This is a genomic window from Rhizobium sp. BR 315 (assembly GCF_050577975.1).
In the GTDB taxonomy this organism is placed as follows: domain Bacteria; phylum Pseudomonadota; class Alphaproteobacteria; order Rhizobiales; family Rhizobiaceae; genus Rhizobium; species Rhizobium miluonense.
In genome coordinates this window covers 111,898-124,956 of the sequence record NZ_JARWKZ010000002.1, presented here as the reverse complement: position 1 = coordinate 124,956, position 13,059 = coordinate 111,898, and the positions used below count along the sequence as shown (strand labels likewise).

Here is a 13,059-nt window from a genome sequence, read left to right as displayed (position 1 = left end):
GGCTCTATCCTTTGTTAGAGTGAGGGCCTGCGCCCATATTAGGCAGGGGGGAGGAAAGTTGAGGGGTGGGCGCCGGCGGTTGACGGCGGCTCCGCAGAGACGTGGCCAACCGACGAAAACGGGCAAAAACCGGCATGCTGAGATGACGCACCGCGCGGGGGTTGAGGCACGCGATCTTCAGCATGGATTGCAATTCGCGTCCCTTGATGCTGTCGACCAGCTTCAGGAATGCGATGACATCCTTCAGGTTGCGCGTGCGCCGCCGTTGTGCGGCAAGGGCTGCAGCGCCGAAGGGATGCTCGGCAAAGAATCTGGTGTCGGCTGCGAGCATCGCCTCGACATGGTCTTGTCTGAGCACCCTCGAGATCGATCCCTCGCGAATGTAGTAGAGGTAGCCTGCGGTCGGTTCGACGACGCAGACGCCGCCTCTCGCCAGAGCCGACGCCAGGAAAATATAGTCCTCGCCGATCCGCAGCGTCTCGTCGAAGCGCAGGTGATGCTTCTCGACGAAGGCACGCTCGAAGATCGGCTTCATGTAGCCGAAATTATGCTCCGACTGGAAAATCATGTTGGAGGCAATGAATTTTGCCAGCGTCAGCAATGGCATGCGCGCCAGCATCGGCTCGGGGAACATGGTCGCCGTCGTTCCGATATCCTCGCGAATGACGTCAAGATTGTCGACCACGATCTGCGCCTCGGCTCTTTCCGCCCTGGCGATCAGCCGCGCCATGCGATCCGGGCGCAGGGCGTCATCGGAATCGAGCACGGCCACCCAGCGGCCGCGGGCTGCATCGAGCCCGGCATTGCGAGCAGCACCCGGGCCGCCGTTGCGGGGCATAGCGACGAGGCGAACACGCGGATCCGGGTGGTTACCGGCAATTTCGCGCGTACCATCCGTCGAGCAATCGTCGACGACGATAACTTCCATGCTGACGGCACCTTGGGCCAGAGCGCTGTCGATGGCACGCTCGAGCGTGTCCTCGGCATTGTAGGCAGCGATGACGAAACTGACATCGGGGATGAAATCCGTCATTGCGGTGCTTTCTCCAGACTTCCGTATTGCTCGATTTCGCGAACTCCAAAGAGGCCGCTGACGACGCCGGCATGCATGATGCCCCGCAGGCCATAGCGATGCCGCTTGACGGGAGACGCTGAAAGCAGCGCTGCGGCAGCAAAGCAGTAAGCGGATTTCGTGCCCGCAAGCACGATCGCGCGCCAGCGCCCGAAACCGCCAGCTGCCTCCAGCAGCATGCGACCATGCGTCTGCCCCATGCGATACCGGCGCTTCGACAGCCAGGATATCGTCGCACGTCCGTTGGGAACGGGCTCATAGACCAGCGCATCTTCGGCATAGGCGATCCTGCCGCCGGCCCTGTGCATGTGGCTGAAGAACTCGGTATCCTCGCCGCCGCTGCGCCCAAGCGCGATATTGAAGCGCCGGCCGGCAAGCGAGGGCGCGCCACGGCGCAGCAACACATTGCAGGTATAGCCGGTCAGAATTTCTCCCGAGACCCAGACGGGTAAGGTCGAATGGAAATCGCCGCGCTGCATCCAGGCGGGAGCAACGTTTGCGTAAACCGCCTGGACGGGACCGAGGACGGCATCGGCGCCGGTGGTATCGGCCATGACGAGCATTTCCGTCAGCCAGTCCTCCGAAGCCGTCTCGTCGTCGTCAATGAAGGCTAGGAAGTCACCGCTTGCGTGATCCAGGCAGGCATTGCGGGCAATCGAGATATTCGATGCCGGGCAATGGACATAGAGGATCTCAAAGGGCACCGCCGAACGCATGGCTTCGACACGGTCCCGCGCGCTCGGCGTGACATCATTGTCGGCAACGATGATCCGGATGATCGCGCCGGCAGGAACGCTGAGCACCGCCAGCGACAGCAACGTCTGATCGAGCTCTGCCCGCCGATAGGTGCATACTGCGATGTCGATCTTTATCGGGCGCCGATGGACCTGCATCATGACGCGACCCTGCGATTGCGGAAGCTGAAGACCTCCATCCAGAAGCCCATGGACCAGGCGAAATGCATGACCATGGCGGAGATGGCCGCGAGCGGCCCATAGGGGTTCCGGTGGCCAAGGGCGATCCAGAAGCCGTAGGCGATGCAGGCCACGGCCCAGAGGCCGACGGGAATGACCGCAATCCAATTGAGAACGGCCAGGAAGGCGCCGATGAAGATCGGCACGACCGCCAGCGGCAGCATCTGGCGCGGGCTCGGCATGCTGCGATGCTTGAGAATATTGCGCGCCCGGCCGCGGCCGTAGCCGAGATATTGTTTGAAGAGCGTCGGGACGCTGGCACGCGGATAATAGGTCATGGCCGTCTTGTCCGTAAGCCAGATACGATAGCCGGCCTTGTGCAGCCGGTAATCCAGCTCGGCATCCTCATTGTGACTGAAGGTCTCGTCATAGCCACCGACGGAGCGGAAGGCCGAAACCCGCATCAGCGCATGGTGCCCATGCTCGGCCCAATGCCCCTTGGCGCCCTCGCGATGCTTCGAACCGCCGTTGCCGAGCTTGGAATTCTGCGCCACCGCGGTTGCCTTCTGGAAGGCACTGAAGCCCATCGTGCGCATGGCGACGACGACGGAATCCGCGCCGGTCGCGCCGGCTTCCTGAACCAGTGTCTGGCAATAATCGACCGGATAGTCGCCATGCGCGTCGATACGGATGAAGTATTCGTAGTCCTCGCCGAAGACTTCCATGGCGAGATTGATCGCGGCGCTCTGCAGCCGTTTCGGATTGTCGAGCAGCAGGACACGCGGATCTCTCTCGGCGATGTCCCCGACGATCTCGCGCGTGCGATCGGTGCTGCCGCCATCGGCGACGACGATCCGGGCGTCAAGATCATCCAGCGCCTGGCCGAGTTTACCGATCAACGGCTCGATATGCTTTTCCTCGTTGAGACAAGGAATAACGATTATGCAGCGCATATCTCCTGAACTTCCGGTCGTCATTGCAATCCACCTCTATTGCGATGCAGTTGTGGGAGGGTCTGTACTTCGGCAAACGGCTCATTGGCGCGCGTGAGGGATGCCAGCCGCTGCACCAGTCCCTGGCAGTCGGCACGATCGGTCATCCATTGCTTGCTGTCCTGGGATGCCACGGCCTCGAAAGCTGCGAGATAGCGCTGCTCGTCCATCCTACCCAAAAGCGCGGCGAGATGTGCGGCGTCGGCCGTATCAAGCGTAAGCCCAATCTTTCGGCTTGCGAGAAACCTTGCCGTCTCGGTGCCATCGAACGCGATCGGCACGGCGCCATAGAGGCCGCCTTCATAAAGGCGGTTCGGCAGCAGCCAGCTTGAATTCAACCCTTCTTCGAAGAAGTCGATCGCCCAGGAGAACTGAACGTCGTTGTAGATCGTCGAAAGATCCTCAGGGTTCTTGTAGGCGCCGGCAAAATGCATGAAGGGCGCATCGCGCACGAGGCGATCAAAATCCTCGAACTCGGCATAAGCGGGCCTGCCTCGCAGGACGATCTCGAAACGACCTTCCATCAGGCGAGAGAAATCGTCGAGCAATGCCAAAGACTTGCGGCAACGGAGCGCGCCGAACCAACCGATCTTCCATGGTTTGCCTGCAGCCGGCGGCCTTGCGCTCGGTGCAGCGGCGCGTGCAGCTGGCTCGAGCGCCAGCACCTTGTTTTCGAGCAGCATGATGGGCAGGCGCAGGCCGGAGCGCGGGCGGAAATAGCGCTCGACGAAGGCAGGAGAGCTGGTGATGAGCAGCGCCGCCTGCGAGCCGAAATGGCGCTCTGCGCCACGAAGCGCGCCACCCACCACATCGTCGCGCAGCAGCAGCCGGTGGATGTCAAGGCACTCATAGACGATCGGCATGTCGCCGCCGAAGACGGACTTGGCGCGATTGGCCAGCGCCAGCATCTCGAGGTTGCGGCCGATGATAACGTCAGGCCTTGCGACCGAACTCAACGCGCTGCGTAATTTCGCTGCCGATCTGGCGACTGCGGCAACACGCTGGGCAAACTGGGCATCCTGCGTCCTGCCGAGCTCGATCGGCTCGACACCATGGATGGTGGCCAGCGCATTATCCTCGCGCCGGAAACCCGCCAACGTCACGAGTGCCCCGCCCGCCTGCAGCATCAGCACCCGTCGGCGCACGGCGGGATCGGCAAGATCGTGGACGAAATAAAGAATATGCAGCATCAAAATTTCCGCTTCTGCGCCTGGCGAAAGCCGGGCGCCTCGTGTGGCTGGTGTTGCATGGCGACATTGCGATCGGTCGCGAGCGGCGCCCCGCGACCGGCCAGATTCAATTGATCTTGCAGGTGATCGATTCCGGGAACAGGCACTTCTCGCCTGCGGCCGTGAAAGCAGCACGCTTGATCTGCATGGTTGCGGGCTCGCCGCTATAGGCGAACTTGCCCATCCAGCCGCTCAGCGTATCGGTGCCCCAGAGGCTGAAGAAAATCTTCTGGGCATTCGACGGTATCTTCGAAGGATCCTTTACCTCCTGGACGAGCTTGCCGTTCACGTAATAGCGCAGGCGATCCTTCTCCCAGATGAAGGCGTAGTCGTTGAAGCCTTGATCGGCACCACCGGCAACCGGTGCCAGTTTCTCGTTACCGCCCTTGGCGGAGATATATTGGTTGAGCTGAACTTGGCCGGAATTCTTGCCGAGCACTTCGAAATCGATCTCGTCATGCGGCTTCTTGTCGGTCGGGCCGATATAGGTGAAGAAGGCGGAGTTCAGGCCAGGCCCGGTGGCCGTGCGATAGCGCGCCTCGTAGGTGCCGTAGCCATAACGCTTGGTCGTCTGGATCTCGCCGCAGGCATAGTTGCGCTCGCCAGTCTTGGACTGGACGAACTGCAATTGCAGCATGCCGTCCTTGATGCTCACCTGCTTTCGCGACCAGGTGCAGTTCTGGTGCGGCCCATTGTTCCAGCCATCGGAGATGTACCAGCGTCCGGTATCGATGCGCTCGAAATTGTCGACGAAGGACGCGCCCGACTGCTGCGCATCCTCTGCGGATGCTGCCTGCGGCAGGAAGCATCCGCTCATGAGAGCGATTGCAGCAAGACCAAGTCCTTGCACGTAGTTTTTCTTCGATGTCGTCATGGCATCACCTTTGCTTGGAACGCACACGCCGATCCTCGGCGGTGCAGTTCTGAACTGCGAGGGCGCCGATTTGCGGGCGCACCCGGCTGCCGGTCAGCAGGTTGTAGAAGCTTGGCAGGGCGTTGCGCGCCATGCCATTGGTCAGGGGCAGCAGCAGCAAGGCGAGTGCTACCGCCAGAAGATAGAAGATCGGATAGAGTTCGCTGCCGCCGCGGTTCCAAAGAACCCAGAGGCAGAAAAGCAGCGGATAATGGGCGCAGAAGATCCAGAAGCTGAGACTACCGGTTGCCGCAAGGCCCTGCCCGACGCGGCTGCGGATCAAGATCGCCGACAGCGCCCAAAAACCGGGAATACCGACAACCACCATCAGATTGCGGCATACCTCCAGCCACAACGGCAGGCCCGGGCCATTCACGTACGCAGCAGTTGCCAGAAGAGCGGCAAGCGCGATGAATGTAGGTCCGATCAGAGCGGCGTAGCGATCCATGACCGTGACATCGACACGATAAAGGCTGAGATAGATGCCGAAGCTGAAGCTGAACAGAATGGAATTCCGCAACACGATACCGAGCGATATCGGCCAGGCTGCAAGTAGAAGCAGAAAGGCCAAGGTCACTAGCGGCGCCCGCAGAATGAGAAACGCCAGAAGAGGTGATATAATAATGCAGACGAACAGATCGCGCAGGAAATAGAGCGGTAGATTAATCGGCGTGCCGTCGACCGCGAATAGAAGCGTCGATAGTGTACGTGGGCTGGCCTCCGACAGATCAGGCAGATATCCATCTCCGATTCCGTAATATTGAAGGATCAGGACGAATAGAAAGAAAGCACAATTCCAGAGGAGAAACGGCAATATAACTGTCTTCGTCTTCCGCTGGATCGTCTTTCCATATTCTATCGATGTCGATCCATTACGAAACAACAGATAACCCGAGATCGCACTCAAGCAGGGAACTCCAACTCGAAACAAACTGTCACGCAGAAATACTCGCAGCCAATCGAAAAGGCCGTAAGCACCACTGAACGGGCTGCTATGTGTATCGAACGGTATATGGACAAAGATGATGCCCGAGATAAGCACGATACGCATGAGATTTATCCGCGAAGACACGCTGGCAGTCACATTCACGATGTCTGTCACCCCTTCTTCGGGCCGCATCCCCCCTCGCAGCCGTTTCAATGAGAGCAGAGCAAGGCTCGCAGACGATAACCTAGGGCGCTCTTTGGAAAGGGAATATGGCAGCGCAGCAAAAATGAGCGGAAAATGGCGTGCAAGCAGGTGCCGGGAACGCCGTGTTGCGCCGCCTCCAGGATGAAACAATCGATTTAGATCGAAGAAAAGCCTTGCTGTGAAAGGCATTTAGGCGTCATTCGATATCCGGACGCCGGCTGTTGGGTGAAGCGTTCAGCCCACCTTGATTTTTTTGCCGGAGGATGAAGATTTTTTGCAGCGCAGCAGATTTCGGAGTGTGAAGAATGACCAAAATGCGACAAAGCTGCAATCCTTGTGGGAAAGTTTCTTCACATCTCTCCCCTCATGGATGCAGCAACGTCCGATCCCGGCGCGCAATACGTCATCATGGTTCAGCGACGCGCAGTTCGGTGATCTCTGCCTTGTGTGAATAAAGTTCCAGAAAATCTCGCTCTTCAACATTGCTCCGCATCGAATCGGCGCTACCTGATGGCGTCACGGCGGCATTCACTGCCGGTTAGGCAACCGGAGAATGGCGGTTGATGCAGCCGAAAAGCCGCTGGTTACGTCCGCAAGAGACGACACCACAAGCCCCTGAATCGAAACCGTAAAGGCGGGAAAATGGCGTCAATCACGATTGTTATTCCGTTCTATCAGAAGCAAACCGGCGTTCTGCAGCGCGCCTTGAGATCGATATCCCAGCAGACATTTCAGGATTTCGATATTCTCATTGTCGACGATGAATCACCGCTTCCGGCAGAAAAAGAGCTGCAATCGCTGAGCAGCAAGGAGCGAAAGCACATCCGGGTGATCCGCCAGAGCAATGCGGGACCAGGAGGCGCACGCAACACCGGCCTCAACAACGTGCCCGCCGAAAGCAGGTTCGTGGCGTTCCTCGACTCCGATGACGAATGGGCACCGGAGCACCTCAGCAATGCATTCGGCACGCTGACCCACTACAACGCCGATTGCTATTGGGACTCCATCGATGGCGGCAAGGAGTTCTATTATCATTTCAGCATCGCGGAAATCGGGAAATCGGCCGATACGGTGCGATTGTCGGACAGGCCGACCGTGGTCGAGATCCCCAATATCGCCAGCGTCATGCTGCAGGATTGGAGCTTCCTGCACATGTCCTGCATGGTGATCGGGCGCCCGCTTTTCGAGAAGATCCGCTTCGAGCCGACATTGCGGCTGGCGGCAGAAGACGTGCTTTTCTTCTGCGACTGCATCCTTGCTGCCAAGCGCGTGCTGCTGTGCGAAGACGCCGGCGCGCTGCGCGGCGAAGGCGTGAATATCTTTCACAGTATCGACAATGACTCGCCGCAGTTCCTGCGCCAGCAGTTCAACACCTGGACGGCACTCAATACGCTGGAGCAGAGATTTTCGCGACGGCCGCAGGATGTCGCCGCCATCAGGCTCTATAAGAACCGTGCCCGCCGCCAGGCGCTCTGGAGCCAGGCACGGCAGGTGAAAAGCCGGCGCATGCCGCAGATCGCACTGCTGGCGAAATGGGCTTTGCGCGACCCGGGAATTTTACAAAGCGCCATGCAGCTTGCCGTCGGCAAACTCGCGCCCTAGATTTTGCAGCGCAGCATAGGCTGCTCATGCCGCATCGAAGATATTGCGGCATGCCCCCGCTATCGTTTGGATCAGCAAGGAGTCCTTCATGAAGCCGTTCCACTGGGAATCCACCCATGGCAATTTCGGTGACGACCTCAATCTCTGGCTCTGGGACTTCCTGCTTCCCGGCCTTCGCAATGTTCATGAAGAGACCATGCTGGTCGGTGTCGGCACCGTCCTCAACACGGAGATCCTGCCCGCCGACGGGCGCAAGCTCGTCATCGGCAGCGGCTTCGGCTACGGCTCGCTTCCCGACATGGGTGACCGGTCGCAATGGGACGTCCGCTGCGTTCGTGGCCCGCTGACGGCGCAAAAGGCCGGCCTGCCGGTCGAAATGGGCATTGTCGACCCGGCCGTGCTCGTGACGGAGATGCCGGAATTCCAAAACCTGTCGAAATCAGGCCGGCGCACCTTCATACCGCATTGGGAATCCGCTGCCGCCGGTATCTGGCCCGAGATCTGCAAGACCGTCGGGCTTTCCTATCTCGACCCTCGCGGCGAGGCGAAAGCCGTGATCCGCGAGATTGCGACATCCGAGCTGATCGTGGCGGAATCCATGCATGGCGCCATCCTTGCCGACGCATTCCGCGTTCCGTGGATTGCGGTCAGTTCCTCGCGCTCGATCAACAGCTTCAAATGGAACGACTGGGCGCGTTCGCTCGGCGTCACCTATGCGCCGAAGCACATTCCCGTCTCCACCCGTGCCGAAGCGATCGCCAAGGGTGCCAAGTTCTGGGGCGTCGGCTTCGAACGCAATCAGCAAGCGACGGCGGATATCGAAAAGCGGCGGCACGGGGAAACCGTCCTGCTTGCCGACCCCGAGCAGACCACGCTTCGGGTGATGGCGAAACAGGCGCTCGCCATGCCCTCGACGCTTGCTCTCTGGCAGGCGAGCAAGGCAAAGCCGCAATTGAGCAAGGACGGCGCACTTGCGGCCTGCAAGGAGCGCCTCCTGAATGTCATCGAAGGCGTGCGCCGCGATTATCTGTAAATCGCGATACCTCTATTCAGGAGCGGCCTGCAGAAGATAACGCAGGCCGTTTTCTCCCGAATGCGCGATCGGCGAAACGCCCTTGCGGAAGCGCTCGGTTTTGTCTGCAAGGATCCCGCCTGCTATGGCCGGGATGGCAAAGGGGTGGCCAAGCGCGTAGCTCGCCGCCGCCGCGAGGCCCGACTGTGATTTGATGTCCAGGAAATGCCGTAGCTCGTAGCGATCACGAACATGCCGCTCATGGCGGCGGATCGCGGCGGCATCAGGCGACGACAGGCCGCCTTTCGCAAGGATCGCCCGATCCGCTTCGTAAAGCCGCCGCAGATCCTCGGTTCTGTGCCGGCCGCTGAGGGAATCGCCACGAACCACCGCGCCGTAGCCGCAGCTGTGGATGATCTTATAGCGCGCGGCCTTGGCGAGTGCGCGGGCATAGAGATCGTAGTCCTCCCCCAGTCGCAGCGCTTCGTTGTAGCGCAGACCATGTGCCTCCAGAAAGGAACGGCGCATGAGCGGCTTCAGGAAGCCGATCTCGCCGCGACGGACGCCACGCTTGGAGATATTGCCTTCGACGAAGGCGACGAGATCGAGAAATCGTGGCCTCGCATCGAAATGGTCGAGCCTGGCATGCGCCTCCGGTACGGTATCGGCGCTGACGAAAGCGATGTTGTCGGCAACGAAGTCCCAGTCGTCATCTGCAAGCAGTGACTTGAAGCGCCCGGGGAAAAAGAAATCATCGGCGTCGAGGATACCGATCAGCGGAGCCGTGGATATTTCTATGGCGTGATTGCGCGCTGCGGCGGGGCCACGGTTCTTTTCGAATTCGCGGACTATGAGCCTGCCGCTGCCATCATCCGCTCGGGCGGCAATCGCCGCAGTACCGTCTGTCGAACCGTCGTCGATAACGACGACTTCGGCGACTTCCGGCTCCCGAAGGGCCGATGTAATGGCAAGCCCGATGGTGTCGCCGGCATTCTTTGCAGCGATGATTACACAGACACTCGTTTCTGCACTGTCGGTCACGTCAGCCTCCAATGGTTCTGCCGGAGACTTAGGACATGGCTTAGATCCGGCAACCTGTCGGCCGGCAAAAGATATGGCTGGGTGCGTCCGTCAGGGGTTGAATGGTTCGGAACGCTTGAGGCCGGGTGCCGGCATACCGCCGACGCTCGTGTCTTCGGCAATCGGCGCTGCAGCCTTATTCTCGTTCAATAACGCAAGCTGGGCCTTTCGCTCTTTCCAAACGAGGTAGAGCACACCGAGAAAATAACCGATCTGCAGAAGCACAGCGCAGATGGCCGTTTCGATGAGGGTCGTCGAAAGAGAGTTCGTCAGAAAGTAAGTCGCGATGGCAAATACGACCAGCGTGCCCAGCATGCTGATGAAAACGCGCGGCGCATACATAATGTTACCTCGCCCGCCCAGCCATTGGAAAAAATGCGATCAAGGTCTTTCCTCCATTATCAGACCTGTAGGTCAAATATATTTTATGATTCATTGAGATTCAACCAAGTCACGATGATCCGTTACGAATTGACACGATCCTAGCGCCAGGCTCGTTAAAACTACGCGTCGATTATAGTTACAATTGAATTTGTTCGTTTTCCCGCCTTCATCCATAGAGTGCCTCACCCAAACGACACAATCTCATGGATACCTACCGGCCGTTTCGAGGTCGCGGCTTTCGTCGCAATTCAATCAACTTTTATTACAAAGTGCGGGAGTGAGAGCCGTCAGTAATGTGCGCCGCAATATATTATTGCAGTGCAATATATCCAGGTGATGAATCAAGTGTGCACTTGCGGCATCGAAAGCGACGGGAAGGCTAGAGAAGCCAAAGATAATGAATAGCTTGCCCTTCGACACCTATAAAATTCTCGAAAAGCATCATTGGCGACGCAAATGAGCTGTCGGCACAGGCTTTATACGCAGCTCGATACAGTAGACCGCATATATAGAAAATCGCTGATTTAAATGGACCCACTAATGATGAGGTATCAATATACCGCCATGCCATATCGCTACAAAAGTTTGGATTAAAAAGTCAAAATCACCGCCTACACTCCTGCCATCAAAGCTCTAATTACACGTCCGAGAATTTCCGACCAATTCGCCAACATGAATGGAGTTTTCTCTATGAAGTCTGCGACGAGATCGGCCGCATCGGCTTTTTTCAGCGCTACGGAAAGCGATGTCTTTCCGCCCACAGGTGGAGTACTAAAGCGCGTTTTCGACGTCTCCGCCGCAATGACTGCACTGGTTTTCATCAGCCCTCTCTTCCTGATGCTGATGTTGCTGGTGAAACTTTCCGATCGGGGTCCGGCCTTTTACGGCCACCGCCGCATCGGTCACAACGGCAAAAGCTTCCGCTGCCTGAAGTTCAGGACAATGGTCGTCAACGGAGACAAGGTTCTTCAGGCTCACTTGCAAGCCAACCCAAAAGCTATGGAAGAGTGGCGTGCCACGCGCAAGCTGCAGAACGACCCGCGAGTAACCCTCGTCGGCGCCGTGCTGCGCAAGCTGAGCCTCGACGAACTGCCGCAGTTGATCAACATCATCCGCGGCGAGATGAGTGTCGTCGGTCCACGTCCCGTCGTGGAAGACGAGCTCGAGCTCTATGAGACTTCGGCGATCTACTATCTGCAGTCCCGCCCCGGCCTGACCGGCCTCTGGCAGGTCAGCGGCCGCAATGACGTCTCCTATGAAAGCCGCGTGGCCTTCGATGCGCATTACGTCAAGAACTGGTCGCTCAGCAGCGACATGATGATCATCGCCAAAACCATCCCGGCCGTCTGCCTGTCACGTGGCAGCTACTGATGACGACCTGCAGTGACCGCAGGATGTGTCCTGCGGTTTCCCGTACTGACGGGACTGCGATCTATTAACAGGGAAGATCCTGCATGATTGAATTTCAGCCTTCTAAGAGGCTTGCTCGCATATACACGTCGGTCCGATATTCGGCTCTCGTTGTCCTCGGCACTTGCGCGATATCGGGTGCAGCCTACGCCGAAAACCTGCCCGGATATCATCTGGGTGTGATGGACAAGCTGCATGTGCGCGTCGCCGAATGGCAGACCGCCGAGGGCACCATCCGTGACTGGGCGGTGGTCTCGGGCGATTATACGGTCGGCCCTTCCGGTTCAGTTTCCATCCCTTTCATCGGTGATCTGCCTGCCATGGGCAAGACGACGGATGAGATCGCCGAAGCCATCGGCGTCGGCCTGCAGAAGCAGTTCGGCCTGCGCGATCGGCCCTCGGCCTCCGTCGAAATGTCGCAGTTTCGACCGATCTACCTTTCCGGAGAGGTCCAGAATCCGGGAGAATTTCCCTTTGTTCCGAACCTGACCGTGCTCAAGGCCGTGAGCCTTGGCGGGGGCATGCGCCGCGGCGACGCCGGCCAGCGTTTCGCCCGCGATTTCATCACCGCCAAGGGCGACGCCGTGGTCTACATGGCCGAGCGCGGGCGGCTGCTGATGCGCAAGGCACGCCTTCTGGCCGAATTGACCGGCAAGGACGAGATCGAGATCCCGGCTGAACTCAAGCAATTGCCGCAGGCAACAGGCCTGCTCGCCAGCGAAAAAGCGCTGATGGAGACGCGCAGCCAGCGTATGAAGACCCAGATGCAATCGTTGGATGACCTGAAGACCCTTCTGCAAAACGAGGTCGAGGCTTTGGGGAAGAAGAACGAAACCCAGAGCCGCCAGCTGGATCTGGCCAAAGCCGACCGCGACAAGGTCGAAAGCCTTGCCGAAAGAGGTCTGGAGCTCGCCTCTCGCCGCATCTCCGCCGAGCAGCGCGCCTCCGATCTGGAGGCTACCCTTCTTGATACCGAGACGGCTGCACTGAAGGCCAAGCAGGATATCAACAAGGCCAACCAGGACGAGATTACCCTGCACAACGACTGGCAGAGTTCTCTGGCCCAGGACATGCAGGATACGGATGCAAAGCTCGAAACGCTGCAGCTGAAGCTTTCCACCAGCCAGTCTCTCATGCAGGAAGCGGTCGCTCAATCTGCCGATACCAGCAACCTCGATCCCAGCGGGCAAGGTGTGAATGTCGTCTATACGATCATTCGGGGCGACAACGGCCAGACGAAGGAAATCCAGGCCCAGGAAAATACGCAGGTACTGCCGGGCGACCTCATCAAGGTCAGCACCGGTCTTGCCATGCGATAG

The 13,059-nt window shown here is 58.8% G+C and carries 12 protein-coding genes; 4 read left to right on the top strand and 8 right to left on the bottom strand.

Annotated features, from left to right (window positions below; genetic code table 11):
• Positions 1-4 precede the first annotated feature (4 nt).
• The 6 genes from QD409_RS03050 to QD409_RS03025 form a co-directional block, all read right to left on the bottom strand.
• Entirely contained in the window at positions 5-1,033 is a 1,029-nt protein-coding gene (locus tag QD409_RS03050) for a glycosyltransferase family 2 protein (protein WP_092845446.1), read from the bottom strand.
• Positions 1,030-1,968: a glycosyltransferase gene (locus QD409_RS03045; RefSeq protein ID WP_092845444.1), complete on the bottom strand. Its 939-nt coding sequence runs from the start codon at positions 1,966-1,968 to the stop codon at positions 1,030-1,032. The genes QD409_RS03050 and QD409_RS03045 overlap by 4 nt, the downstream gene beginning before the upstream one ends.
• Entirely contained in the window at positions 1,965-2,963 is a 999-nt protein-coding gene (locus QD409_RS03040) for a glycosyltransferase family 2 protein (protein WP_092845442.1), read from the bottom strand. Before QD409_RS03040 ends, QD409_RS03045 begins: the two co-directional genes overlap by 4 nt.
• Complete coding sequence (locus tag QD409_RS03035) at positions 2,960-4,168, bottom strand: glycosyl transferase family 1 (protein WP_092845440.1); 1,209 nt, start codon at positions 4,166-4,168, stop codon at positions 2,960-2,962. The genes QD409_RS03040 and QD409_RS03035 overlap by 4 nt, the downstream gene beginning before the upstream one ends.
• Before the next feature lie 106 nt (positions 4,169-4,274).
• Positions 4,275-5,081 carry a family 16 glycosylhydrolase gene (locus QD409_RS03030; protein ID WP_092845438.1) on the bottom strand — a complete coding sequence of 269 codons (807 nt, stop codon included), beginning with the start codon at positions 5,079-5,081 and terminating at the stop codon, positions 4,275-4,277.
• Between the two features lie 4 nt (positions 5,082-5,085).
• Positions 5,086-6,441, bottom strand: coding sequence for an acyltransferase family protein (locus tag QD409_RS03025; protein ID WP_245297940.1), 1,356 nt, complete (start codon positions 6,439-6,441; stop codon positions 5,086-5,088).
• Positions 6,442-6,894: 453 nt separating this feature from the next.
• Here QD409_RS03025 and QD409_RS03020 point away from each other — a divergent pair, with 453 nt between their 5' ends.
• Together QD409_RS03020 and QD409_RS03015 are read left to right on the top strand one after the other, a co-directional pair.
• Entirely contained in the window at positions 6,895-7,854 is a 960-nt protein-coding gene (locus QD409_RS03020) for a glycosyltransferase family 2 protein (protein ID WP_092845436.1), read from the top strand.
• An 88-nt stretch (positions 7,855-7,942) separates the two neighbouring features.
• Positions 7,943-8,887: a polysaccharide pyruvyl transferase family protein gene (locus QD409_RS03015; RefSeq protein WP_092845434.1), complete on the top strand. Its 945-nt coding sequence runs from the start codon at positions 7,943-7,945 to the stop codon at positions 8,885-8,887.
• Between the two features lie 12 nt (positions 8,888-8,899).
• Here QD409_RS03015 and QD409_RS03010 read toward each other — a convergent pair whose 3' ends face one another.
• Complete coding sequence (locus tag QD409_RS03010; RefSeq protein WP_092845432.1) at positions 8,900-9,907, bottom strand: glycosyltransferase family 2 protein; 1,008 nt, start codon at positions 9,905-9,907, stop codon at positions 8,900-8,902.
• Positions 9,908-9,997: 90 nt separating this feature from the next.
• Complete coding sequence (locus QD409_RS03005) at positions 9,998-10,288, bottom strand: exopolysaccharide production repressor protein (RefSeq protein ID WP_092845430.1); 291 nt, start codon at positions 10,286-10,288, stop codon at positions 9,998-10,000.
• 732 nt (positions 10,289-11,020) lie between these two features.
• Between QD409_RS03005 and QD409_RS03000 the strand changes: the two genes are divergently transcribed.
• Together QD409_RS03000 and QD409_RS02995 are read left to right on the top strand one after the other, a co-directional pair.
• Positions 11,021-11,701 carry a sugar transferase gene (locus QD409_RS03000; protein WP_092845428.1) on the top strand — a complete coding sequence of 227 codons (681 nt, stop codon included), beginning with the start codon at positions 11,021-11,023 and terminating at the stop codon, positions 11,699-11,701.
• An 83-nt stretch (positions 11,702-11,784) separates the two neighbouring features.
• The gene (locus QD409_RS02995; RefSeq protein WP_092845426.1) at positions 11,785-13,059 is read left to right on the top strand and encodes a polysaccharide biosynthesis/export family protein; all 1,275 of its coding nucleotides are present in this window, start codon (positions 11,785-11,787) and stop codon (positions 13,057-13,059) included.

Bases quoted from the DNA above. Each gene is read 5' to 3' on its own strand.
- QD409_RS03050 (WP_092845446.1), bottom strand. From the start codon at position 1,033: ATGACGGATTTCATCCCCGATGTCAGTTTCGTCATCGCTGCCTACAAT.
- QD409_RS03045 (WP_092845444.1), bottom strand. From the start codon at position 1,968: ATGATGCAGGTCCATCGGCGCCCGATAAAGATCGACATCGCAGTATGC.
- QD409_RS03040 (WP_092845442.1), bottom strand. From the start codon at position 2,963: ATGACGACCGGAAGTTCAGGAGATATGCGCTGCATAATCGTTATTCCT.
- QD409_RS03035 (WP_092845440.1), bottom strand. From the start codon at position 4,168: ATGCTGCATATTCTTTATTTCGTCCACGATCTTGCCGATCCCGCCGTG.
- QD409_RS03030 (WP_092845438.1), bottom strand. From the start codon at position 5,081: ATGACGACATCGAAGAAAAACTACGTGCAAGGACTTGGTCTTGCTGCA.
- QD409_RS03025 (WP_245297940.1), bottom strand. From the start codon at position 6,441: ATGCCTTTCACAGCAAGGCTTTTCTTCGATCTAAATCGATTGTTTCAT.
- QD409_RS03020 (WP_092845436.1), top strand. From the start codon at position 6,895: ATGGCGTCAATCACGATTGTTATTCCGTTCTATCAGAAGCAAACCGGC.
- QD409_RS03015 (WP_092845434.1), top strand. From the start codon at position 7,943: ATGAAGCCGTTCCACTGGGAATCCACCCATGGCAATTTCGGTGACGAC.
- QD409_RS03005 (WP_092845430.1), bottom strand. From the start codon at position 10,288: ATGTATGCGCCGCGCGTTTTCATCAGCATGCTGGGCACGCTGGTCGTA.
- QD409_RS03000 (WP_092845428.1), top strand. From the start codon at position 11,021: ATGAAGTCTGCGACGAGATCGGCCGCATCGGCTTTTTTCAGCGCTACG.
- QD409_RS02995 (WP_092845426.1), top strand. From the start codon at position 11,785: ATGATTGAATTTCAGCCTTCTAAGAGGCTTGCTCGCATATACACGTCG.